Origin of the sequence: Vibrio sp. Hep-1b-8 (assembly GCF_006124995.1) — a bacterium.
In the GTDB taxonomy this organism is placed as follows: domain Bacteria; phylum Pseudomonadota; class Gammaproteobacteria; order Enterobacterales; family Vibrionaceae; genus Vibrio.
This window is the reverse complement of record NZ_QEWN01000114.1, coordinates 65,335-88,545: the sequence shown is the minus strand read 5'-3', so window position 1 is coordinate 88,545 and position 23,211 is coordinate 65,335. Positions and strand designations below refer to the sequence as shown.

Genomic DNA, 23,211 nt, shown 5'->3' with positions numbered 1-23,211 from the left:
CCACACAGATTGATAGGTTTATATTGTTAAAGAGCGTTCCGACTGAGCTTTGAACTACGCGCTCAGCTCAAATCGGACGGCCATTTTAGCGAGTTAAAGTTTAGTGTCAACCACTTTTTTCAAACTTTTTCAAGCGTTTCCACTTGGCTAAGTGACCTGCTAACTGGGCTTTCATTCTTTCGAAACCTTAGCTTCGAACTGTTCCCGTGTCAGCGAGGGGGCATTATAGAGATCGGAATAAACTTGGCAACCCCTTTTTTGTGTTTTTTCTGACTTTTTTGCTGTTCGATTAATTTTCGATCTAAAAGTGGTAAAAACCGCCCTTTTGTTTACATATTTTTAAACTTATTGGCAAAAAGAGTGACCTTTTCCCAGTTAGTATATTCTACTTCCTTGCTGGTATCGGTTTCTCCGCCTGTCATACTCATTATGAATTTAATCATGATTCTATCAAACCAGTTGTAACGAGGGTAATAGAGCGCACCAGCAAACACACCAATTAACTCGGGTTGCCAAGAAGATTTCTTGAGAAACGTCTTTATATAAGCACTGCCTTCTGGCGTATCTTTACCTTGGTCTTCTTTTCTGGCGGTCAGGTTCACACAAAAAAAGGCAGATCTACTCGATTGCAACGCCGGTAGGTTGCTCTCGATAAACTGGTATAGCTTCTTGTTAAGATGCCCATATCTTATCGATGCCCCTACTAGTACTCGCTCATACTGTTCAAAGTCGACACGTTCTGTCGTATGAAGGTCAACAAAGTCACATTCGTAGTCTGAGAGTTGCTCTCTTATATGATGAAAGATTTTTTTGGTTTGACCTTCACGAGTTGAGTAAAGGAATAATGCTTTGGCCACACTCTCTCCTTAGCTACGCCAGAAAGTAGGCGTAAGTAATATTAATAGGGTGAATACTTCTAAACGTCCAAATAGCATAGAGACGATCAGCACCCATTTGGCTTTATCATTCACATCTCCAAAGTGGAGCGCGACTTCTCCAAGACCAGGACCTAAGTTGTTCAATGTTGCAGCGACAGCGGAGAATGCGCTTAACTCGTCCATACCTGTCGCAATCAGCCCTAACATGCAGACGACAAACACTAGCGCGTATGCAGAGAAGAATCCCCATACAGCATCAACGACTCTTTGTGGCAGAGCGCTACCGCCAACCTTGATGGTATAGACTGCACGTGGGTGGACAAGACGTTTTAGCTCGCGAACCCCTTGGAGTGTTAGCAAAAGGATACGAATAACTTTCATGCCACCACCCGTTGAGCCCGCACAACCACCGATAAATGACGAAAAAAGAAGTAGTACTGGTAAAAATAGCGGCCAGTCCGCAAATCCTGTTGTTGTAAATCCAGCCGTGGTTGAGATAGAGACAGTCTGAAACAAGGCCTGATCAAACACATCATATATAGAGTCATGGGTGTGATGGTTCAATAAGATCAAGAAACACACGACAAACAGCAGTATTTGTATAAAGACAAAAGCTCTGAACTCGGGATCTTTCCAATAGTATTTAGGGTGTACACCACCAGATGCAAACGCTGCAAAGTGGAGGGAATAGTTACACGCAGAGATCAGTAAGAATACGACGGTAATCATATTGATCGCATAGCTATTGAAGTGCCCCATACTGGCGTCATGAGTAGAAAAACCACCAATAGCAATGGTAGAAAAACTATGACCTATCGCATCAAATGGTGTCATTCCGGCAAACCAAAATGCCGCAGCACAAGCGATGGTTAAACTCAAGTATATGTACCAGAGTGCTTTTGCCGTTTCTGCGATTCTTGGTGTCATTTTTGAATCTTTGACTGGGCCTGGAATTTCAGCTCGATACAGCTGCATACCACCGATACCTAGCACAGGTAGAATCGCCACGGCTAATACAATGATACCCATCCCACCAAACCATTGGAGGAACTGACGATAGAATAGGATAGCTTTCGGCAGATCATCTAAGCCAACGATCACGGTAGCACCAGTCGTCGTCAGTGCAGAGAAGGATTCAAAAAAAGCATCCGTTACTGACACGTTGGGATTGTCAGCAATTAAGAATGGAATAGAACCTGCGCTACCGAGTACCGTCCAGAACAAGACGACTATCAAAAAACCATCACGAGCCTTTAATTCGTGTTTATGATGACGGTTAGGGAACCAACAAACAGCACCACAAAACAACAGTACAAAAAAAGTTGTGACAAAAGGAACACCTGCACCATCGCGATAGATCAGCGCGACTAACGCAGGAGCGAGCATAGTAATGCTGAAAAGGGCGAGAAGAAGCCCTACGATGCGGATAATTGATCGAAATTGCATGAATAGACTGATGTATGAAGCGTAGCTTCCGACTTCCTGATTATCTTATAATTTGTCCAAAGGCGTTATCTTTACCTTGGCAGCGCTTTTATTAATGATGGTTTGGGTAAAGTCCTTCACCTGACGAACTTCTATCTCGACCAGCATTTTAACCGATTCACTATATTCCGCGCTTACCTCTTGTGCTCCGAATTGCGGGAGAATAGATTGAGCGATCGGCATAAACCCATAGTCTAACTCTAGTAATAGCTCAGTGGTTATTTTTTTCTCAATTGTTTGAAGCAGCTTGAGAGCTTGTTGTACCCCTCCACCATAAGCTTTTACTAATCCGCCTGTGCCCAGCTTAATTCCTCCTGAATAACGCGTAACTACTGCGGTTATTTCACCAACGCCAGATCCAGACAATTGAGCCAAGATTGGTTTCCCTGCCGTTCCTGACGGTTCACCATCATCGCTAAACCCCCACTTCATCGAATCTTCGGGGCGACCAGCGACAAATCCCCAACAATTATGGCGTGCATCAGCATGTTTGGCTTTGATCTGCTCAACGAACGTTTTAGCGACTTCAATTGAAGGTGTGTGAGCAAGATAAGTAATAAAAACACTTTTCTTTATCTCTTCTTCAAATATGACGGCTTGTTCTGGGATTAAATAGGGTTGGTCATTCATGTCATCAGTTCATTTGAGATCGTCTCGCCAGTTTAGCATGAGAGCAATTTGAACGCCGCCTAAGATATGTTCAAGCGCACAATGTTAAACACTTGTTTAAAAAATGTATTGAATTTAGCCATTGGCGAGTCCAAACTAAAACAACTGGTCTAACCAGAATAAAAATAAAACCACTTTCCTTTATAGCGGCTCACTGAAAGCACACGAGTTATTTGTGCCGACTTTTAGCAGCTATACACGCAATCCAAGATTGTATGTCATGGAGATAGACAATGATTTACCAAGCCAAAAACCTACAGGTAAAGGAATTACAAGACGGAATCGCTGAACTGAGCTTCTGTGCTCCAGCTTCCGTCAACAAGCTCGACCTTGCCACTCTTGAATCACTGGATAAAGCACTAGACGCCTTGTATGCCCACAGCTCTCTAAAAGGCCTGTTACTGACCTCAGATAAAGAGGCATTTATTGTTGGTGCTGATATCACTGAATTTTTAGGTCTATTTGCTAAACCTGAAGCTGAACTCGATCAGTGGCTACAATTTGCAAACAGCATTTTCAACAAGCTTGAAGATCTACCTGTACCAACGCTATCAGTGCTTAAAGGCCACACTTTGGGTGGTGGATGTGAGTGTGTACTCGCTACCGATATCCGTATCGGTGATAAGACCACCAGCATAGGTTTACCCGAAACAAGACTCGGCATCATGCCTGGTTTTGGTGGCTGTGTTCGTCTTCCTCGCGTTATCGGTGCTGACAGCGCTATGGAAGTGATTACTCAGGGTAAAGCTTGCCGAGCAGACGAAGCACTAAAAATAGGCTTGTTAGATGCGATTGTAGAAACAGACTCACTATATGAATCAGCGATTACGACACTGACGCAAGCGATCAATGAAAAGCTAGATTGGAAAGAGCGCCGTAAACAAAAAACCTCGGCTCTTTCATTGAGCAAGCTCGAGTCAATGATGAGCTTCACGATGGCAAAAGGTCTAGTCGCACAAAAAGCTGGGCCACATTATCCAGCACCAATGACGGCGGTGAAGACAATCGAAGAAGGCGCTCGCTTAGCTCGAAATGAAGCTCTGGATGTTGAGCGCCGCTACTTTGTTAAGCTGGCTAAGTCTGAAGAAGCAAAATCTCTGGTCGGGCTATTCCTCAGCGATCAGTATATTAAAGGTATCGCGAAAAAAGCCGCTAAGTCAGCCAACAAAGATACCCAACGTGCGGCAGTGCTTGGGGCTGGCATCATGGGTGGTGGTATCGCTTATCAATCTGCGTTGAAAGGCGTGCCTGTCTTAATGAAAGACATCGCTCAACCATCACTCGACCTAGGTATGAATGAAGCCTCCAAACTATTGAATAAGAGTCTTTCACGTGGCCGCATCGATGGTTTCAAAATGGCGGGAATTCTTGCTTCAATCACGCCGAGCCTACATTACGCAGGGATCGAAAACTCTGACGTTATTGTTGAAGCGGTGGTAGAAAACCCTAAAGTGAAAGCGGCGGTGCTCAGTGAAGTGGAATCTTACGTCAACGATGACACAGTTATCACGTCAAACACTTCGACAATTCCAATCAATCTATTAGCGAAATCATTAAAACGTCCAGAAAACTTCTGTGGTATGCACTTCTTTAACCCAGTGCACAGAATGCCACTGGTTGAGATCATTCGCGGCGAGCATACCTCAGATGAAACCATCAACCGTGTCGTGGCTTACGCTGCGAAGATGGGTAAATCTCCAATTGTTGTTAATGACTGCCCTGGGTTCTTTGTTAACCGTGTTCTATTCCCATACTTTGGAGGCTTCAGCAAGCTCCTTAGTGACGGTGCAGACTTCACTAAAATTGACAAGATCATGGAACGTCAGTTTGGCTGGCCAATGGGCCCTGCATACTTACTTGATGTGGTTGGTATTGATACAGCTCACCATGCTCAAGCGGTTATGGCGCAAGGCTTCCCTGAAAGAATGGGGAAATCTGAGCGTGACGCGATTGATGCTCTGTTCGAAGCAAATAAATACGGCCAGAAAAACGGCAGCGGTTTCTACAGCTACAGTGTAGATAAACGCGGTAAGCCAAAGAAAACTTTCAGTGAAGATATCTTGCCTGTACTTGCTGATGTGTGCAGCGCGCCAAATGAGTTTGATGACCAGACCATTGTTGAACGTATGATGGTACCTATGATCAATGAAGTTGTTCTGTGTCTACAAGAAAACATCATTGCTTCACCACAAGAAGCCGATATGGCTTTAGTTTACGGACTAGGCTTCCCTCCGTTCCGTGGCGGTGTATTCCGCTACCTAGACAGCATCGGCATTGCTGAGTTTGTCGAAATGACCAAGAAGTACGCTGATCTAGGTGCAATGTATCAAGCTCCTCAGTTACTTATCGATATGGCAGCTAAGGGTGAAACTTTCTACGGCACTCAACAGCAAGGTTCAATCTAAGGAGAGATTCTCAAATGTCTATGCATAAAAGAAATGTTGTAATTGTAGATTGTCTACGCACTCCAATGGGTCGCTCTAAAGGTGGTGCTTTCCGTCATACTCGAGCTGAAGATCTCTCTGCACATCTAATGAAAGGAATTTTGGCGCGTAACCCTCAGGTTAATCCGAGCGAGATTGAAGATATTTACTGGGGTTGTGTACAACAAACTCTGGAGCAAGGTTTCAACGTTGCACGTAACGCCGCTCTGCTAGCTGGGTTGCCGATTGAAATTGGTGCAGTCACTGTTAACCGCTTATGTGGTTCATCAATGCAAGCTTTGCACGATGGCGCGCGCGCTATCATGACGGGTGATGCCGAAATCTGCCTAATTGGTGGTGTCGAGCATATGGGCCACGTACCAATGAACCACGGCGTTGACTTCCACCCAGGTATGTCTAAGAACGTCGCCAAAGCCGCTGGTATGATGGGTTTAACAGCTGAAATGCTTGGTAAACTCCATGGTATTAGCCGAGAGCAGCAAGACGAGTTTGCAGCGCGTTCACATGCTCGTGCACACGCAGCAACCCTAGAGGGTCGTTTTAAGAATGAAATTCTACCAACTGAGGGACATGCCGCTGATGGTACTCTGTTTACTCTCGATCATGACGAGGTGATTCGTCCTGAAACATCGGTAGAAGGTCTCTCTCAACTTCGCCCTGTCTTTGATCCAGCCAACGGCACTGTGACCGCTGGTACTTCTTCTGCTCTATCAGACGGCGCTTCAGCAATGCTGATCATGAGCGAAGAGAAAGCGAACGAGTTGGGCTTAACTATCCGTGCACGCATTAAAGGTATGGCGATTGCAGGTTGCGATCCTTCGATTATGGGATACGGTCCTGTCCCTGCTACTCATAAAGCTCTCAAACGAGCAGGCTTAACGATTGAAGATATGGATGTCGTGGAACTGAACGAAGCGTTTGCGGCTCAGTCTCTTCCATGTGCGAAAGATCTCGGCTTGCTTGATGTGATGGATGAAAAAGTAAACCTTAACGGCGGTGCTATTGCACTTGGTCACCCACTAGGCTGTTCTGGCGCGCGTATTTCAACGACTCTGATCAACCTAATGGAAGCTAAAGACGCTAAGTATGGTCTAGCAACTATGTGTATCGGTCTTGGTCAAGGTATCGCTACTGTATTTGAGCGTCCGTAACATCAACCGAAAAGATCAAAAACGCCAGCTGAAGCTGGCGTTTTTTTATTTGATCAATACTTCAACCAATCTTGGTGCAATTGGTTCGATGATCCTAAGTAATCAATCATCCATTGGATCAGCTTATGGTTATCATCTTTTCGCCATACAAGGCAGCACTGACTCAGGGGCTTTTCATCAGGCAATGTCTTCTCCACCAGCACACCTTCGTGGATTAACGGCATGGCGATATGACGAGGCATATAACCCACTCCGACGCCATTTTTCAAACATTCGATAGCACTGTACCAGTTAGGTAGCAATAAGCGACGCTGTTTAGGGTAATGCCCGGTATGACGCTTGGGTAACACGCTCGAAGTATCATCAAGACAAATTGCAGGGAACTGACTAACAAACTCCTCAGATAAGTATTGTTCCCTCACACAAGGATGGGCTGGAGACATAACAAACGCCCAATCAAGCACTCCCATGTCTCTAACCTCAAAATCACCGCCAACTGGTATCGCAGACGTCGCACCAATCACAATATCTGCTCGCTCTTGAGCTATCGCCTCCCATGAGCAACTCGACGCGTTTGAGACTGAATCTCCGCCATCTGTCTAAGAAGCATACGCGCCTCAGCGATAAAGAGCTCCCCCGCGGGCGTGAGCTCTACTTTTCTCGGTAAACGGCGGAACAGAACAACATCTAGCTCCTGCTCTACTTGGCGAACACCATAACTAATCGCCGAAGGCACTTTACTACTCCCGATAATGCTCGAGTTGTGAGTGACGAGTAATCGATAACAAAAAGGAGCCGCTTCACTAAGCGGCTCTTTTTATAGTAAGTAGTTACAAACTTTTTAAGCCCCACTTTTCAGCAGTGCGCTTGAAGAAACCTTGTGTTTTTTTCAGTTCTACCCAGTGATTAATATAATTAATCCACACCTGGTCATTTTGAGGGAGTAGCATGGCGATTGGTGTCGGTTTACGTGGCTCTTTTACTGGTACAATCGCTAACTGTTGGAATTTTTCCACCAAGGTTGCCGCTTCCACATTTGAAGTCACAGAGACATCGGCTCGACGTGCCAATAGCTCCTGAAAATCCCTTGCCGGTGCTTCGATGACAATATGCTGCGCAGTTGGAAAGAACTCTTTGACCATCTTCTCTTGTACTGTGCCCAAGGTCGCCGCCACTTTCACGTCCGCTTTGTCAAAATCACTCCAATCAGAAAATTTCTCTAAATCTTTTTTCTGTATGACAGGAACAAAAGCCAGGTAAAAATATGGTTGACTGTAACCAGCGACTTTAGCTCGAGACATATTCAGTGAAGCACTTCCCGTAATATCATATTTATTGGCTGTAATACCGTTGACTAAGGTCTTCCAATCCGTAGCCACATACTCTATTTCCACGCCCAAATCTTTAGCCAGTTCTGTCGTTACGTCGATATCAAATCCTCGATAACTGTTGGTCGCAGGATCTTTCATCGTCATTGGATTCCAATCGCCTGTGGTGCCAACCCGTAAAATCCCCTTATCAAGGATTTCCTGTAATCGACTTGTTTCCGCCATAACCTGACCAACAGACAATAAGCACATTCCAAGTGCTAAGATATATTTCTTCATTATATTAATCCCTAAGTTTATTAAGCTTAACGTCGGTTCATTTGATAACATAGCAGCTACAAAGGAATATTATTAGTCAATGCAAGGTGTAATGTGACTTCTCGTTATTTATCGATTGTTTCCGCTCTACTCCTAACCGGCTGCTCAGACTATCAATGGGGCTGGTATGTATTGGATCCAACAACGTCACAAGGTCAAACGAACCTCAAGTTTCTCGTCGCTGGATTTAGCGATACGATTCAGGTTTCGTTGCTCAGTATGTTGCTGGCGATGACCTTAGGCTTCTTAGTTTCATTACCGGCACTCTCTCCACTAAAGCCTCTAAGAATGATCAACCGAGTCTACGTAGAATCGGTTCGCTCTATACCTGTGTTGGTACTACTGCTTTGGGTTTACTATGGAATGCCGACCTTGTTAGATGTCACTCTAAATCACTTCTGGGCGGGTGTTATCGCGCTTACTATTGCGGAAAGCGCATTTATGGCGGAAGTATTTAGAGGTGGGATTCAAGCGATAAATCGTGGACAACATGAAGCGGCCGAAGCGCTAGGGCTCAACTATTGGCAGAAAATGCGTTTCGTGATTCTTCCGCAAGCTTTTAGACAAATCCTACCTCCACTTGGCAATCAGTTCGTTTATATTCTCAAAATGAGTTCACTGGTCAGTGTTATTGGTCTTAGCGATTTAACTCGTCGTGCCAATGAACTGGTGGTTAATGAGTACTTACCTTTAGAAATCTATACATTTCTGGTCATAGAATATTTAGTGCTGATACTGATTGTTTCACAAGCAGTCCGTTGGTTAGAAAAGCGCATTCAAGTGCCAAGTCATTAGTAGTTAGACAAACAAAAAAGCCGCTAAAAATAGCGGCTTTCACATTGAGTTAGCGGTATTGGTTATTTTTTCTTAACCGGACGTTGCCAACCAGAAATTTTACGTTCTTTAGCTCGAGTGATGACTAACTCGCCTTCTGACACGTCTTTCGTCAACGTCGTTCCAGCACCAATCGTTGCACCATCTGCAATCGTTACAGGCGCCACCAGCTGACAGTCTGAACCCACAAACACATCATTACCGATAACTGTTTTGAATTTGTTTGCGCCATCGTAGTTACAAGTAATCACACCAGCACCGATATTTGTTCCCTGACCAATTTCAGCATCACCAAGGTACGTTAGGTGATTGGCTTTGGAACCTTCACCAATACGAGCGTTTTTCACTTCAACAAAATTGCCAACGTGCGCATCGTTACGCAGTTCTGCACCTGGGCGCAAACGGGTAAATGGACCAACCGTACACTCTTCACCCACCGTTGCACCTTCAATCACACTGTAGGGACGAACAATGGTGTTGTCGTCGATTTCACAATCTTTAAGGACACAACCCGCACCGATAATGACGTTATCACCCAGTGAGACGTTACCTTCGATAATGACGTTAGCATCGATTTCACAGTCCATACCACATTGCAGCTCACCACGCAGATCAAATCGTGCTGGGTCACGCAGCATAACACCCTGCTCTAACAACTTACGAGCTTGCATGGATTGGAAAGCTCGCTCTAAACGAGCCAACTGTGCACGATCATTCACCCCTTCAACTTCGATAGGGTTTACAGGATGAACAGCTTCAACTGCACGACCTTCATCATGCGCAGCAGCAATAACGTCTGTAAGGTAGTATTCACCCTGAGCGTTGTTATTATTTAGCCCAGATAACCAACGCTTAAGATCACCACCAGTTGCTACCATTACACCGGTGTTGATCTCTTTAATTAGCTTCTGCTCTTCTGTTGCATCTTTCTGCTCAACAATCGCGACAACAGGACCGTTGCGACGAACAATTCGACCATACCCCATAGGGTTATCAAGCACGACCGTCAAAAGGGCAATACCTCCTGTTGGTTGAGCATCAAGTAGACTTTCAATGGTCTCTTCAGAGATAAGAGGGACATCACCGTAAAGAACTAAGATCTTTTCTTCATCTTCAAAGTGTGGAGAGGCTTGATCAACCGCATGCCCTGTCCCCAATTGCTCAGCTTGTAAGATCCAGTTAACTGACTCGCTTGCAAGCTCAGCCTGCATTTGGTCGCCGCCATGGCCGTAAACCAAATGAATATTTTGCGCACCTAAACCGTTACAAGTATCGATAACATGCTTGACCATTGGCTTACCTGCCAAGGTGTGCAGCACTTTAGGCTTATTAGAATACATGCGAGTACCTTTACCCGCTGCGAGAATGACCGCGCTAAATTTCATTGAGTTACCTGTTGGACCTAGTTCTAAATCTGAGGGGTATTTTAGACACTAATCGGTAATTAGTTAATTGATTAGGAAAAATTTACGTTAAAAAATAAGCAAAAAGGCGGTCTTACGACCGCCTTTATCACTTTTAAAACAGCGCTGTATATTAGCGACGCTGTTTTGTCAGCTCGATTACTCGTAGCTGAGCAATGGCTTTAGCCAGTTCACTAGCCGCTTGAGCGAAGTCCATATCACCGTGCTGGTTTTGAATTGCTTCTTGAGCACAACGCTTAGCTTCTTCAGCCTTAGCTGCGTCCAGTTCTTCACCACGGATAGCAGTGTCAGCCAGTACAGTTGCTGTACCCGGTTGAACTTCTACCATACCACCAGAAACATAAATAAATTCCTCGTGGCCGTGCTGCTTAACAAGTCGCACCATTCCAGGCGTGATAGCGGTTAGCAGCGGAGTGTGTCCATGGAAAATACCAAGTTCACCTTCGCTACCGGTCACCTGAAACGTTTCAACACGACCAGAGAAGATTTTCTTCTCAGCGCTCACTACGTCTAGGTGAAAGGTTATTGCTGCCATATCGCCTCCTAGTTAGCCTTATAGCTTCTTCGCATTCTCGATAGCATCTTCAATTGCACCACAGTACATGAAAGCTTGCTCTGGAATGTCATCGTAATCACCAGCTAGTAGACCTTTGAAGCCACGTAGAGTCTCTTTTAGAGGTACGTAAACACCTGGGTCGCCAGTAAATACTTCCGCTACGTGGTAAGGCTGAGTTAGGAAACGCTCAATCTTACGTGCACGAGATACAACTTGCTTATCTTCTTCAGATAGCTCGTCCATACCTAGGATAGCAATGATATCTTTCAGCTCTTTGTAGCGCTGAAGAGTCTGCTGAACGCCACGTGCAATGTCGTAGTGCTCTTGACCTACTACTAGAGGGTCAAGCATACGAGATGTTGAATCTAGTGGGTCAATCGCAGGGTATAGACCCATTGCAGCGATGTTACGGTTAAGTACAACCGTTGCATCCAAGTGCGCGAACGTTGTTGCTGGAGATGGGTCAGTCAAGTCATCCGCAGGTACGTATACCGCCTGTACAGACGTGATAGAACCTGATTTCGTTGACGTGATACGCTCCTGAAGTACACCCATCTCTTCTGCAAGAGTTGGCTGGTAACCTACCGCTGAAGGCATACGACCTAGCAGTGCTGACACCTCTGTACCTGCAAGTGTGTAACGGTAGATGTTATCAACGAACAGTAGAACGTCACGACCTTCGTCACGGAAACGCTCTGCCATTGTTAGACCAGTCAGTGCAACACGTAGACGGTTACCTGGTGGCTCGTTCATCTGACCGTAAACCATCGCTACTTTAGACTCTTCAGGATTTTCAACGTTTACAACGCCCGCTTCCTGCATCTCAAAGTAGAAATCGTTACCTTCACGAGTACGCTCACCTACACCAGCAAATACTGATAGACCAGAGTGCTGAAGTGCGATGTTGTTGATAAGTTCCATCATGTTAACGGTCTTACCTACACCAGCACCACCGAATAGACCGATTTTACCACCCTTAGCGAATGGACAAACTAGGTCGATTACTTTAACGCCAGTCTCTAGTAGAGCGATCTCATTTGATTGCTCTTCGTAGCTTGGTGCTTCACGGTGGATAGAGTAAGTCTCTTCCGCACCGATCTCACCACACTCGTCAATTGCGTCACCTAGAACGTTCATGATACGACCTAGGGTCTTAGTACCTACTGGTACTGAAATTGGAGCGCCTGTATTTACTACTTCAACTCCACGACGTAAACCATCAGAGCTACCCATTACGATACAACGAACTACGCCACCGCCTAGCTGTTGTTGAACTTCAAGAACTAGACGTTCTTTTGAGTCCGTTACGTTCAGAGCGTCATATACACTTGGTACTTCACTCTGTGGGAACTCTACGTCGACTACTGCACCGATGATCTGTACGATCTTACCTGTAGCCATCGTTAATCCTCTAAACTGTTTCGTTTTACCTAAGCTTAAACCGCTGCCGCACCTGAAACGATTTCAGATAGCTCTTGTGTGATCGCAGCCTGACGGGCTTTGTTGTACACAAGTTCTAAATCATCAATCAAGTTGCTCGCATTATCAGTTGCAGCTTTCATTGCAATCATTCGAGCCGCTTGCTCACAAGCAAGGTTCTCAACCACACCTTGGTATACTTGAGATTCCACATAACGTACTAGAAGCGTGTCTAGTAGCGCTTTTGGTTCTGGCTCGTAGATGTAGTCCCACTGGTGGGTACGTTGCATCTCTTCGCTGTCCGATTTAGGCAAAGGTAGTAATTGATCGATCGTTGGTTGTTGAACCATAGTGTTCACAAACTTGTTGCTCACTACATATAAACGGTCCAATTCACCTTCATCGTATTTCTTTAGCATTACGCTTACAGAGCCGATTAGGTCTTCAAGGCTAGGTTTATCACCTAGACCAGAAACCTGTGCCGCTACTTTTGCACCGCTGTTGTTAAAGAAGCCAGTTGCTTTAGAACCAATCAATGCCAGTTCAATTTCAGCACCTTTCTCTTTCCAGCTTTGCATATCTGTGACTGCTTTTTTGAACACGTTAATGTTCAAGCCGCCACATAGGCCACGGTCTGTAGAAACGATGATGTAACCAACACGCTTAGCTTCACGCTCTTCTAGGTATGGATGACGATACTCTAGACTAGCGTTAGCTACGTGACCGATCACTTTACGTATTGTTTCAGCGTATGGACGAGAAGCTTCCATTGCGTCTTGAGAGCGACGCATTTTTGAAGCTGCTACCATTTCCATTGCTTTCGTAATCTTCTGAGTGCTTTTAACACTACCGATTTTATTACGTATCTCTTTTGCGCCGGCCATCGTTACTCTCCATTAGTTGGTGGCATTACTGCCACCGACCTATTACCAAGTTTGGGTTGCTACGAAGTCGTCAGTCAGCTTCTTAAGCTGTGCTTCAACTTCATCGTTGTATGCACCCGTCTTGTCGATCTCAGCTGCAAATTCAGCGTATTGACCGCGAGCGAACGATAGTAGAGCCGCTTCGAAATCTAGCAGTTTGCTTAGTTCAACGTCTGCTAGGTAGCCGCGCTCTGCCGCAAAGATTACTAGAGCTTGGTCAAATACAGACATAGGAGCGTACTGCTTCTGCTTCATTAGTTCTGTAACTTTCTGACCGTGGTCTAGCTGTTTCTTTGTCGCTTCATCAAGGTCAGAAGAGAACTGTGCGAATGCCGCAAGTTCACGGTACTGAGCTAGTGCAGTACGGATACCGCCTGATAGCTTCTTGATGATTTTCGTCTGTGCAGAACCACCAACACGAGATACTGAGATACCAGGGTCAACAGCTGGACGAACACCTGCGTTGAATAGCTCAGTCTGTAGGAAGATCTGACCGTCAGTAATCGAGATTACGTTTGTCGGTACGAATGCTGAAACGTCACCAGCTTGAGTTTCGATGATAGGCAGTGCAGTTAGAGAACCTGTTTTACCTTTCACTTCACCGTTAGTGAACTTTTCTACGTACTCTTCGCTTACACGAGCTGCACGCTCTAGTAGACGTGAGTGAAGGTAGAAAACGTCACCTGGGAATGCTTCACGACCTGGTGGGCGTTTTAGTAGTAGAGAGATCTGACGGTAAGCTACCGCTTGCTTAGATAGATCATCATAAACAATCAGTGCGTCTTCGCCGCGATCACGGAAGTATTCACCCATCGCACAACCTGCGTATGGCGCTAGGTATTGTAGCGCTGCAGATTCAGAAGCTGATGCAACAACAACGATAGTGTTTGCTAGCGCGCCGTGCTCTTCCAGTTTGCGAACTACGTTAGCGATAGTCGATGCTTTTTGACCGATAGCTACGTAGATTGAGAAAATACCAGAGTCTTTCTGGTTGATGATTGCATCGATCGCCATTGCTGTTTTACCAGTCTGACGGTCACCGATCACAAGCTCACGCTGACCACGACCGATTGGGATCATTGAGTCAACAGATTTGTAACCAGTTTGCACAGGTTGGTCTACCGATTTACGGTCGATTACACCTGGTGCAATCACTTCTACAGGCGAAGACAGTTTCGCTTCGATTGGACCTTTACCATCAATTGGCTCACCTAGCGTGTTAACAACACGACCAAGCATTTCAGGACCAACTGGTACTTCAAGAATACGACCAGTACCTGTAACTTTCATGCCTTCCTTAAGGTCAGCATATGGGCCCATTACAACCGCACCAACCGAGTCACGCTCAAGGTTAAGTGCTAGTGCATAACGGCCACCCGGTAATTCAATCATTTCACCTTGCATCACGTCCGCTAGGCCGTGAATGCGAATGATACCATCGCTTACCGATACGATAGTACCTTCATTACGAGCTTCACTAACAACTTCGAAAGATTCGATACGTTGTTTGATTAGATCGCTAATTTCCGTGGAATTAAGTTGCATGCTCCAATCCCCATTAAGACTGCAATGCATCGCTCAGACGGTTCAAACGACCGCGTGCTGAGTTATCGATGACTAAGTCTCCGGCTCTAATAATAACCCCACCAAGTAGGGCCTCATCTACGCTGCAATTCAGCTGGACTTTGCGTTCAAGACGCGTCTCAAGTTTGCTACTGATGTCTGCTTTTTGCTGGTCTGAAAGTTCAGTTGCTGAAGTAACTTCAACACTGATTTCTTTCTCGTGCTCTTGCTTAAGTAGCAAGAACTCAGCACATACATCAGGAAGGGCCTGTAGTCGGCCATTCTCAGCCATCACCTTAATTAGGTTTTGACCGAACGCATCAACTTGTTCGCCACATACCGCAACAAATACTTCTGCAAGTTTATCTGCAGACATTGAACTTGTTAAAAGCTCATGAATTTGTTCGTTATTGGCAACTTCCGCTGCAAAAGACAACATCTGACTCCATTGGTCAAGTTGGCCTTTTTCAACAGCAAAGTCGAATGCTGCTTTAGCATAGGGGCGTGCGATAGTAGTCATATCAGCCATGTGCGCCCCCAGACTTAAAGTTTTGCAGTAATGTTGTCGAGAAGATCTTTGTGCGCATCTTTATCGATAGAGCGCTCTAGGATTTTCTCAGCACCAGCTAAAGCCAGAGTTGCAACTTGTTTGCGCAGTTCATCGCGCGCACGGTTGCGTTCTGCTTCAAGTTCAGCTTCTGCTTGCGCAAGGATTTTCTGGCGTTCTGCCTGAGCTTCCTCACGAGCTTCTTCTAGAATTTGAGTCTTACGCTTGTTCGCTTGCTCAATGACCTCAGTTGCTGTGCGCTTTGCTTCTTTCAATTGAGAAGAAGCATTAGCTTGAGCTAGATTCAAGTCTTTCTCAGCACGTTCTGCCGCTTGAAGACCGTCAGCAATTTTCTTTTGACGTTCTTCGATAGCGTTCATGATTGGTGGCCATACATACTTCATGCAGAACCACACAAATAGTGCGAACGAGATTGCTTGACCTAGCAGAGTTGCGTTCATATTCACAACAGCTACCCCTCTTTATTGGACTTAGTGTTAATCAATGACAAACCGATGCTTGTCTTTGAAAAGCAATGATTAACCAGCTAGTTGACCAACGAATGGGTTTGCAAATGTAAATAGTAGAGCGATTACGATACCGATCATTGGAACCGCATCCAGTAGACCAGCGATGATGAACATCTTAACTTGTAGCATAGGCGCCATTTCTGGTTGACGAGCAGCACCTTCTAGGAATTTACCACCTAATACTGCGAAGCCGATTGCAGTACCTACTGCACATAGACCAACGATGATTGCTACTGCGATTGCTGAAAAGCTCAATACAGTTTCCATTACTATCTCCAAATATACTTTTTGACTAATAAGAGTTTAAAAAATTAGTGATCGCTGTCTTCGTGTGCCATTGACATATAAACAATCGTTAGCATCATAAACACGAAGGCCTGAATCGTAATTACCAGAATGTGGAAAATTGCCCACGGAAGTGAACCCATCCATTGAAGGAACCACGGTAGCATTGCTGCACAAAGAATGAATACAACCTCACCTGCAAACATGTTACCAAATAGACGCATACCAAGTGATAGAGGTTTCGCTAGTAGCGATACCACTTCAATCAGTAGGTTAAATGGAATCATGGTCCAGTGATTAAATGGATGTAAAGCAAGTTCTTTAGCGAAACCACCTAGACCTTTCACTTTGATGCTGTAGTAAATCATCAGAGCGAATACGCCTATAGCCATCCCCATGGTGATGTTCGCATCAGCAGACGGTACTATCTTAAGATAAGGAATACCTAGCCAATGCTCTGCTGGATATGGTAAGAAATCGATTGGAACTAAGTCCATCAAGTTCATTAAAAATACCCAACAAAAGATAGTCAGTGCGAGAGGTGCTATCAATGGGTTGCGTCCATGGAACGTATCTTTGACGTTTTCCGCGACAAATTCTACGATCATTTCAACAAAACATTGAAGCTTACCCGGCACACCTACTGTCGACTTCTTAGCTACTTTGTAAAACACTCCTAAGAACATTAAACCAGTGATCCAAGAAAACAACACGCTATCGATGTGTATGTTCCAGAAACTCGTCTCTTCCGCCACTAACCCCAACTTGTAAGTTGAAAGGTGAGTAAGGTGGTGAGTGATGTAACCGGAAGCTGTTAGCGCTTCACCTGGCGCAGCCATAACTCATCCTATTTTTTGTTGTTAATGAATAGCGCTGGCGCAAAGATATTAATCCCTAATACCAGCAAATAGGTTAGTTTCAGGGGAACGAGTTCCACCTGCATATACATGTAAGCAACGGAAAAGAGTGCCACTGTGATGAGAATCTTTAGTGCTTCCCCTGTGTAAAATAACGCAGCAACCATCTTGGCTGCGCGCGCTCCTACAAAAAGAAAAGCACACAAGGCAAATACAGCATTAGCAATAACAAAAATGCTACCACCAATTAGCGCTGAAACTCCCCATTCAGTATTTACAGCAATCGACATTCCTGCTGCCACTAACGTAACCGCGCCCATTTCGATCAACAACAATCGCTTAGCAAGCTCTCGTCCTGGTCTAGCTAACGCAGCCACCATGTATTCGTACCTCTAGTAATATCCACTATGCACGACTTCACTCTGTGCTGGGAAATTGGCGAAAATTATACGGTCAGTGCACCTTATTGCAATTAAAAGCCTTCAAAAAGATACATTTTTGTTTACAAACCGACAACTTTCGCACAAAAAATAGTTTTTTACATAATTGATTGAGATCAATTATCTCATTTAGCTCTCTAGCTTGGCAATCAGTTGCTCTAATTTGTGAGGCTCATCAAGACTAATTGTCACTTTCGACTTTCCGCTAAGGTTGCGCACGATAGCAACTTTACCCCCAAGGATTACACTTAATTTTTGTGACAATTCTTGTATCTCGGCGTCTTGGTCATCATTTTTATCTTCAACTGCCGGCTGTAAGCACTTTTTCACCAGTTGTTCAGTCTGGCGAACCGTCAATTGCTTCTTTGCCACCTGCTGAGCGATCTCAACCTGTTGCTCACCTTGCAAAGCTAACAGAGCTCGTGCGTGGCCCATATCAAGTAACTTCTCAGCAACGAGAGTTTTAACATCGTTCTCTAGCTGGTTAAGGCGTAATATATTGCTCACCGCAGCACGAGATTTGCCAATAACATCCGCAACTTGCTGGTGAGTAAGATTAAACTCTTCCTGAAGACGATCTAATGCCACCGCTTCTTCGATAACATTCAGATCTTCGCGCTGAATATTTTCGATCAATGCCATTGCGATTGCTGCGCGATCGTCGACATTTTTCACCACACACGGCACTTGTTTTAAACCGGCTTTACGGGCAGCTCGCCAACGACGCTCACCAGCAATAATCTCGAATTTATCGCCTTGAACCTGACGCACAACGATAGGCTGAATAATTCCTTGAGACTCGATTGAAGCGGCGAGCTCTTCCAGAGCTTCTGGCTCCATCTCTTTACGTGGTTGATAAACGCCAGGTTTCAGGGAGTTAATATTCAAATCAGTCAGATTGCCATCCGATGAAAGCTCTTGGCTATGCAAGGCACTCATTTGCTTTTCGCGCGCTAGTGAGCTGGTTGAAAGCAGGGCATCAAGCCCTTTACCTAAACCACGTTTAGACATGAGACGGAATTCCTTTGGTTGTCGTTATGCAGGGACTTCTTCGCGGCGAAGCATCTCTCCCGCCAAGGCTAGGTAAGCTTTTGCGCCCGCAGAGTATTTGTCGTAATACATAGCAGGCTTACCATGACTTGGGGCTTCTGCTAAGCGAACATTGCGAGGAATAACAGTGCGGTACACCTTGTTGCCAAAGTGCTTTTTAAGTTGATCAGATACTTCGTTTGATAGCCTGTTGCGAGGGTCATACATAGTGCGCAACAACCCTTCAATTTTTAGATTCTCGTTAACAACAGCTGCCAACTTGCTAATCGTATCCATTAACGCGGTTAAACCTTCTAGTGCAAAATACTCACACTGCATTGGAACCAAAACCGAATCAGCTGCGGCCATAGCGTTGATTGTAAGAAGGTTTAGAGAAGGAGGACAATCGATAAAGATGAAATCATAGTTATCGCGAACTGATGCCAACGCATGCTTTAAACGAACTTCACGAGCAAAGACTTCCATCAGCTTGATTTCAGCGGCCGTCACATCGCCATTCGCAGCAATTAAGTCATAATTGCCCGAGGTTTTACGGCATACAACTTCGTCAAACGGAACTTCTTCAACTAAGAGTTCGTACGCAGTGGCATCGACCTGATACTTGTCGACGCCACTCGCCATAGTGGCATTGCCTTGCGGGTCGAGATCAATCACCAAGACCTTACGTTTGGTCGCGGCCATTGATGCGGCTAGGTTGATACATGTTGTTGTCTTACCAACCCCGCCTTTCTGGTTGGCGATTGCTACAATTTTTCCCACAATGAACCTCGCTTTTATTCCTTGCGCGATAAGATTACTAGATGACGCTCACCTTCCAATTGAGGAACGCTCAAAGCTTTGATGTCGGTCACAGAACACCACTCAGGTAGCTGTTCAATCTCACTCTGTGGTAATTGTCCTTTCAGAGCAAGAAAACACCCGCCATCCGTTTTTGGCAGATGATGACACCACTCAACCATATCGGTCATCGATGCAAATGCTCGGCTCAGTACAGCATCAAACAGCTCTTCAGGTTGATACTCTTCAACTCGACTTTGAACCGGAGTCACGTTTTCAATTTTAAGTTCATGCAGAACCTGCTTGATAAAGCGGATGCGCTTACCAAGGCTATCAAGTAGCACGAATTGTTTGTCTGGGTTCATTATCGACAAAGGAATGCCAGGCAAACCAGGGCCGGTACCTACGTCAATAAAGGAACTACCTTGTAAGTGAGTACTAACAACAATACTGTCCATAATATGCTTAATAAGCATCTCTTGTGGATCTCGAACAGATGTTAGGTTGTAAGCTTTGTTCCACTTGTTGAGCATTTCAACGTAGCCAACGAGCTGATCACGTTGCTGCTCTGAAACTTCAAGCGTCGTTTGAGCGATTAGCGAGTCGAGTTGAGTGCGTAATTGAGACATTACTCTTCCTCACCTTTTTTCAGCATGCCATGCTTTTTCAAATGAACCAGCAAAATCGAAATTGCCGCAGGCGTGATACCAGAAATACGAGAGGCAATGCCTAAGGTTTCTGGTTTAGCTTCGCTTAATTTAGCAACAACTTCATTAGATAAACCTTTAACAGAACGGTAATCAAGATCAACAGGAAGCTTAGTGTGCTCATGACGAAGAGATTTCTCAATCTCTTCTTGCTGACGTTTGATGTAGCCTTCGTACTTAACTTGAATTTCCACTTGTTCAGCAGCTTGTTGATCCTCAAGCGCCGGAGCGAACGCTTCCAATTCTGTCAGTTGCGAATAACTGATCTCTGGACGACGAAGAAGATCTTCACCACTCGCTTCACGAGCCATTGGTGTTTTCAAAAGATCATTAAGAGCATCAACACCTGTAGAATTAGGATTCATCCAAATCTCTTTTAGACGCTGACGTTCTGTCTCCATATTGTCGATTTTTTGGTTGAAGCGAGCCCAACGAACATCATCAATTAAACCTAAATCTCGAGCTTGGGCAGTCAAACGTAAATCCGCGTTATCTTCACGCAATAGCAGACGATATTCGGCACGAGAAGTGAACATACGGTAAGGTTCTTTCGTTCCCATCGTCGATAGGTCGTCAATAAGCACGCCCATGTATGCCTGATCACGACGAGGGCTCCAGCCTTCTTTGTCCTGACTGTACAAACTCGCGTTAAGACCAGCCATCAAGCCTTGTGCTGCCGCTTCTTCGTAGCCTGTCGTACCATTGATTTGGCCAGCAAAGAACAAACCATTAATAAATTTGGTTTCGTAAGTCTGTTTCAAATCACGAGGGTCAAAGAAATCATACTCAATAGCGTAGCCTGGGCGAACGATATGAGCATTTTCAAAACCTTTCATTGAACGAACAATTTGTACCTGAACATCAAATGGTAAACTTGTCGAAATACCATTTGGATACAACTCATGAGTATCAAGACCTTCAGGTTCGATAAAGATTTGGTGGCTGTTCTTATCGGCAAAACGCATCACTTTGTCTTCAATTGAAGGGCAGTAACGAGGTCCAATACCTTCAATAACACCAGCGTACATTGGGCTGCGATCTAGGTTATTACGAATAACGTCGTGCGTCTGTTCGTTAGTATGCGTGATGTAACATGGGCTCTGACGTGGATGCTGCGAGCGATTCCCCATGAATGAGAAAACAGGCGCAGGGTTATCACCATGCTGAACTTCTAACTCTGAAAAATCGACACTACGGGCATCAATACGTGGAGGTGTCCCCGTTTTTAGTCGGTCTACTCGGAATGGCATTTCACGAAGACGATCAGCAAGGGCGATCGATGGTGGATCTCCAGCACGACCACCTGACGAACTTTCCATACCGATGTGGATCTTACCACCGAGGAATGTTCCTACTGTCAGCACAACCGCTTTGGCTTGAAAGCGAAGACCCATTTGTGTCACGACACCGACCACTTGATCCTGTTCTACGATCAGATCATCAACCGACTGTTGGAACAACGTCAAATTTGGTGCATTTTCGAGTGTGCGACGGACGTACGCTTTGTATAACGCGCGGTCTGCTTGAGCGCGAGTTGCACGTACCGCAGGGCCTTTAGATGCGTTAAGTGTTCTAAATTGAATACCCGCATGATCGATCGCTTCGGCCATTAGGCCACCCATAGCATCAACCTCTTTCACTAAGTGGCCTTTACCGATGCCACCAATCGCTGGGTTACATGACATTTGGCCCAGCGTATCGATGTTGTGCGTGAGTAAAAGCGTCTTTTGCCCAGTACGAGCAGATGCGAGTGCGGCTTCCGTTCCTGCGTGACCGCCACCCACAACAATGACGTCAAATTTTTCGTGATAAAGCATGAACCGACCTCAGATATTCAATAGAGAGTTGGATAGAGAAAAAGAGCGCTATTCTACCTTCTTTCAACGAGAGAGAAAATGCTTTTGACTCTTTTCATACAAAGGAGCAAATCACTTATATATATAAGATCTATATATATGATCTTTTATTAGATCTATTATTAAGATCGGCCTCTTCTGTGGATAACTCAAAAATGATCAACAAGATCATGGATCTTTTTTGGATCATATCATGTGATCTTACCTTGATCAGATCGAGGATTAGCTGGGATCAAAAATGATGGTTATTCACAGGGGTAAAAAAGGATCAGAGTTGTTATTGGGATAACTATAGGTTAATCACCGGATAGATCTAACTTTATCCACAGCCTGAGCGGCTAAAATATGAGCAAACAGTACACGGGGAAGTAAGAAAAGTTATTCACAAAGCAGTAGTAGATAGGAAAAGTGGCCTTGAGAATGGCCACTTTGTTAGCGATTACAGTTGCGGAATTAGCTCATTCAGCCATTCTTCTGCTGCATCTTCAGGCACATCATGACTGAGTACATCGATGGTTAAACAATCAGTAATAGCCGTTGCGCCTATGTCTTCAAGAAGTTGGTGGGCATGCAAACCTGCGGCACAGAAGGTGTCATAACTTGAGTCCCCAATCGCGATTGTCGCAAACTTCACTTCACTCATTTTAGGTGGGGTATCTTGTAGCGCTTGAATAAATGGACGGATATTATCTGGATATTCACCCGCACCATGAGTCGACGTGATAATCAGCCAAGTACCTTGATTCTCTATCTCAGATAGCTCAGGTTGGTTATGGACCTGAGTCTCGAAGCCATTCTCAACTAAGATATCACTGAGGTGGTCACCTACGTATTCTGCGCCACCTAGCGTGCTGCCTGTAATAATATGGATCATGAATGTTCCTTTTTAATGACGAAAAACGCGGCTGGTGGAGCCGCGCTTGATGTTATTTACCGATACAGAAAGAAGTTTCCCATAATAACTGGCCTCGCGCGACGTCTTGGGGACCAAATTGCAATTTATGGTCAAATACTAACTTCCCAAGATGACTTCCATCATAGATCAGGATGGGAAAAGTGGGAATGGTGGGAAAACGGATCAGCTTTCGCGATCTTTCTCTTCAGTAACGACAAACAAGAGAGGTTTTCCACTCTCTAGCGGGGAAGGTGCGGTGATCGTTTCCTTACCAA

General features: G+C 45.0%; 22 protein-coding genes and 1 pseudogene. 3 read left to right on the top strand and 20 right to left on the bottom strand.

What is annotated here, in order from left to right; all coding sequences use genetic code 11:
* Positions 1-329: 329 nt before the first annotated feature.
* The 3 genes from hemG to DA100_RS15105 are packed head-to-tail and all read right to left on the bottom strand — an operon-like array spanning position 330 to position 2,993.
* Complete coding sequence (gene hemG / locus DA100_RS15115; RefSeq protein WP_138972889.1) at positions 330-857, bottom strand: menaquinone-dependent protoporphyrinogen IX dehydrogenase; 528 nt, start codon at positions 855-857, stop codon at positions 330-332.
* A 9-nt stretch (positions 858-866) separates the two neighbouring features.
* A complete protein-coding gene (locus DA100_RS15110; RefSeq protein ID WP_138972888.1) occupies positions 867-2,324 on the bottom strand; it encodes a TrkH family potassium uptake protein in 1,458 nt (485 codons plus the stop codon).
* 45 nt (positions 2,325-2,369) lie between these two features.
* Positions 2,370-2,993 carry a YigZ family protein gene (locus DA100_RS15105; protein ID WP_138972887.1) on the bottom strand — a complete coding sequence of 208 codons (624 nt, stop codon included), beginning with the start codon at positions 2,991-2,993 and terminating at the stop codon, positions 2,370-2,372.
* A 272-nt stretch (positions 2,994-3,265) separates the two neighbouring features.
* On the opposite strand from DA100_RS15105, the gene fadB reads away from it, so the two are divergent.
* Together fadB and fadA are read left to right on the top strand one after the other, a co-directional pair.
* On the top strand, positions 3,266-5,437 hold the full coding sequence (gene fadB / locus DA100_RS15100) for a fatty acid oxidation complex subunit alpha FadB (RefSeq protein ID WP_138972886.1): 2,172 nt from the start codon (positions 3,266-3,268) through the stop codon (positions 5,435-5,437).
* A 14-nt stretch (positions 5,438-5,451) separates the two neighbouring features.
* Positions 5,452-6,627: an acetyl-CoA C-acyltransferase FadA gene (fadA, locus tag DA100_RS15095; protein ID WP_138972885.1), complete on the top strand. Its 1,176-nt coding sequence runs from the start codon at positions 5,452-5,454 to the stop codon at positions 6,625-6,627.
* A 53-nt stretch (positions 6,628-6,680) separates the two neighbouring features.
* Here fadA and DA100_RS15090 read toward each other — a convergent pair.
* Positions 6,681-7,366: pseudogene (locus tag DA100_RS15090) on the bottom strand (LysR substrate-binding domain-containing protein); the annotation flags it as partial.
* A gap of 91 nt (positions 7,367-7,457) precedes the next feature.
* The gene (locus tag DA100_RS15085) at positions 7,458-8,234 is read right to left on the bottom strand and encodes a transporter substrate-binding domain-containing protein (protein ID WP_138972884.1); all 777 of its coding nucleotides are present in this window, start codon (positions 8,232-8,234) and stop codon (positions 7,458-7,460) included.
* 93 nt (positions 8,235-8,327) lie between these two features.
* On the opposite strand from DA100_RS15085, the gene DA100_RS15080 reads away from it, so the two are divergent.
* On the top strand, positions 8,328-9,068 hold the full coding sequence (locus DA100_RS15080) for an amino acid ABC transporter permease (RefSeq protein ID WP_138972883.1): 741 nt from the start codon (positions 8,328-8,330) through the stop codon (positions 9,066-9,068).
* Positions 9,069-9,130: 62 nt separating this feature from the next.
* Here the strand turns inward: DA100_RS15080 and glmU are convergent, their stop codons facing one another.
* The 15 genes from glmU to mioC form a co-directional block, all read right to left on the bottom strand.
* Positions 9,131-10,492 carry a bifunctional UDP-N-acetylglucosamine diphosphorylase/glucosamine-1-phosphate N-acetyltransferase GlmU gene (gene glmU, locus DA100_RS15075; RefSeq protein ID WP_138972882.1) on the bottom strand — a complete coding sequence of 454 codons (1,362 nt, stop codon included), beginning with the start codon at positions 10,490-10,492 and terminating at the stop codon, positions 9,131-9,133.
* Between the two features lie 151 nt (positions 10,493-10,643).
* The gene (locus DA100_RS15070; protein ID WP_005476200.1) at positions 10,644-11,066 is read right to left on the bottom strand and encodes a F0F1 ATP synthase subunit epsilon; all 423 of its coding nucleotides are present in this window, start codon (positions 11,064-11,066) and stop codon (positions 10,644-10,646) included.
* Positions 11,067-11,084: 18 nt separating this feature from the next.
* Positions 11,085-12,488 (bottom strand): F0F1 ATP synthase subunit beta, encoded by a 1,404-nt coding sequence (atpD, locus tag DA100_RS15065; protein ID WP_138972881.1) that lies wholly within the window; start codon positions 12,486-12,488, stop codon positions 11,085-11,087.
* A gap of 35 nt (positions 12,489-12,523) precedes the next feature.
* Positions 12,524-13,390: a F0F1 ATP synthase subunit gamma gene (gene atpG, locus DA100_RS15060; protein ID WP_005476185.1), complete on the bottom strand. Its 867-nt coding sequence runs from the start codon at positions 13,388-13,390 to the stop codon at positions 12,524-12,526.
* 42 nt (positions 13,391-13,432) lie between these two features.
* Positions 13,433-14,974, bottom strand: coding sequence for a F0F1 ATP synthase subunit alpha (gene atpA / locus DA100_RS15055; RefSeq protein WP_138972880.1), 1,542 nt, complete (start codon positions 14,972-14,974; stop codon positions 13,433-13,435).
* A gap of 13 nt (positions 14,975-14,987) precedes the next feature.
* Positions 14,988-15,521, bottom strand: coding sequence for a F0F1 ATP synthase subunit delta (gene atpH, locus DA100_RS15050; protein ID WP_138972879.1), 534 nt, complete (start codon positions 15,519-15,521; stop codon positions 14,988-14,990).
* A 14-nt stretch (positions 15,522-15,535) separates the two neighbouring features.
* Positions 15,536-16,006 carry a F0F1 ATP synthase subunit B gene (atpF, locus tag DA100_RS15045; protein ID WP_138972878.1) on the bottom strand — a complete coding sequence of 157 codons (471 nt, stop codon included), beginning with the start codon at positions 16,004-16,006 and terminating at the stop codon, positions 15,536-15,538.
* 72 nt (positions 16,007-16,078) lie between these two features.
* Positions 16,079-16,336, bottom strand: coding sequence for a F0F1 ATP synthase subunit C (gene atpE / locus DA100_RS15040; protein WP_000450922.1), 258 nt, complete (start codon positions 16,334-16,336; stop codon positions 16,079-16,081).
* Between the two features lie 44 nt (positions 16,337-16,380).
* The gene (gene atpB / locus DA100_RS15035) at positions 16,381-17,193 is read right to left on the bottom strand and encodes a F0F1 ATP synthase subunit A (protein WP_138972877.1); all 813 of its coding nucleotides are present in this window, start codon (positions 17,191-17,193) and stop codon (positions 16,381-16,383) included.
* 8 nt (positions 17,194-17,201) lie between these two features.
* Complete coding sequence (locus tag DA100_RS15030) at positions 17,202-17,591, bottom strand: F0F1 ATP synthase subunit I (protein WP_138972876.1); 390 nt, start codon at positions 17,589-17,591, stop codon at positions 17,202-17,204.
* A 189-nt stretch (positions 17,592-17,780) separates the two neighbouring features.
* Positions 17,781-18,662 (bottom strand): ParB/RepB/Spo0J family partition protein, encoded by an 882-nt coding sequence (locus DA100_RS15025; protein WP_138972875.1) that lies wholly within the window; start codon positions 18,660-18,662, stop codon positions 17,781-17,783.
* A 24-nt stretch (positions 18,663-18,686) separates the two neighbouring features.
* Positions 18,687-19,460 (bottom strand): ParA family protein, encoded by a 774-nt coding sequence (locus DA100_RS15020; protein WP_138972874.1) that lies wholly within the window; start codon positions 19,458-19,460, stop codon positions 18,687-18,689.
* Positions 19,461-19,474: 14 nt separating this feature from the next.
* Positions 19,475-20,107, bottom strand: a complete 633-nt coding sequence (gene rsmG, locus DA100_RS15015; protein ID WP_138972873.1) for a 16S rRNA (guanine(527)-N(7))-methyltransferase RsmG — start codon at positions 20,105-20,107, stop codon at positions 19,475-19,477.
* Entirely contained in the window at positions 20,107-22,002 is a 1,896-nt protein-coding gene (gene mnmG / locus DA100_RS15010) for a tRNA uridine-5-carboxymethylaminomethyl(34) synthesis enzyme MnmG (RefSeq protein ID WP_138972872.1), read from the bottom strand. Before mnmG ends, rsmG begins: the two co-directional genes overlap by 1 nt.
* 478 nt (positions 22,003-22,480) lie before the next feature.
* The gene (gene mioC, locus DA100_RS15005) at positions 22,481-22,915 is read right to left on the bottom strand and encodes an FMN-binding protein MioC (RefSeq protein WP_138972871.1); all 435 of its coding nucleotides are present in this window, start codon (positions 22,913-22,915) and stop codon (positions 22,481-22,483) included.
* Between the last annotated feature and the right edge of the window lie 296 nt (positions 22,916-23,211).

What these genes read in the sequence shown, in the direction of transcription:
- DA100_RS15110 (WP_138972888.1), bottom strand. Translation starts at nt 2,324, where the DNA reads ATGCAATTTCGATCAATTATCCGCATCGTAGGGCTTCTTCTCGCCCTT.
- DA100_RS15105 (WP_138972887.1), bottom strand. Translation starts at nt 2,993, where the DNA reads ATGAATGACCAACCCTATTTAATCCCAGAACAAGCCGTCATATTTGAA.
- fadB (WP_138972886.1), top strand. Translation starts at nt 3,266, where the DNA reads ATGATTTACCAAGCCAAAAACCTACAGGTAAAGGAATTACAAGACGGA.
- fadA (WP_138972885.1), top strand. Translation starts at nt 5,452, where the DNA reads ATGTCTATGCATAAAAGAAATGTTGTAATTGTAGATTGTCTACGCACT.
- DA100_RS15085 (WP_138972884.1), bottom strand. Translation starts at nt 8,234, where the DNA reads ATGAAGAAATATATCTTAGCACTTGGAATGTGCTTATTGTCTGTTGGT.
- glmU (WP_138972882.1), bottom strand. Translation starts at nt 10,492, where the DNA reads ATGAAATTTAGCGCGGTCATTCTCGCAGCGGGTAAAGGTACTCGCATG.
- DA100_RS15070 (WP_005476200.1), bottom strand. Translation starts at nt 11,066, where the DNA reads ATGGCAGCAATAACCTTTCACCTAGACGTAGTGAGCGCTGAGAAGAAA.
- atpD (WP_138972881.1), bottom strand. Translation starts at nt 12,488, where the DNA reads ATGGCTACAGGTAAGATCGTACAGATCATCGGTGCAGTAGTCGACGTA.
- atpG (WP_005476185.1), bottom strand. Translation starts at nt 13,390, where the DNA reads ATGGCCGGCGCAAAAGAGATACGTAATAAAATCGGTAGTGTTAAAAGC.
- atpA (WP_138972880.1), bottom strand. Translation starts at nt 14,974, where the DNA reads ATGCAACTTAATTCCACGGAAATTAGCGATCTAATCAAACAACGTATC.
- atpH (WP_138972879.1), bottom strand. Translation starts at nt 15,521, where the DNA reads ATGGCTGATATGACTACTATCGCACGCCCCTATGCTAAAGCAGCATTC.
- atpE (WP_000450922.1), bottom strand. Translation starts at nt 16,336, where the DNA reads ATGGAAACTGTATTGAGCTTTTCAGCAATCGCAGTAGCAATCATCGTT.
- atpB (WP_138972877.1), bottom strand. Translation starts at nt 17,193, where the DNA reads ATGGCTGCGCCAGGTGAAGCGCTAACAGCTTCCGGTTACATCACTCAC.
- DA100_RS15030 (WP_138972876.1), bottom strand. Translation starts at nt 17,591, where the DNA reads ATGGTGGCTGCGTTAGCTAGACCAGGACGAGAGCTTGCTAAGCGATTG.
- DA100_RS15025 (WP_138972875.1), bottom strand. Translation starts at nt 18,662, where the DNA reads ATGTCTAAACGTGGTTTAGGTAAAGGGCTTGATGCCCTGCTTTCAACC.
- rsmG (WP_138972873.1), bottom strand. Translation starts at nt 20,107, where the DNA reads ATGTCTCAATTACGCACTCAACTCGACTCGCTAATCGCTCAAACGACG.
- mnmG (WP_138972872.1), bottom strand. Translation starts at nt 22,002, where the DNA reads ATGCTTTATCACGAAAAATTTGACGTCATTGTTGTGGGTGGCGGTCAC.
- mioC (WP_138972871.1), bottom strand. Translation starts at nt 22,915, where the DNA reads ATGATCCATATTATTACAGGCAGCACGCTAGGTGGCGCAGAATACGTA.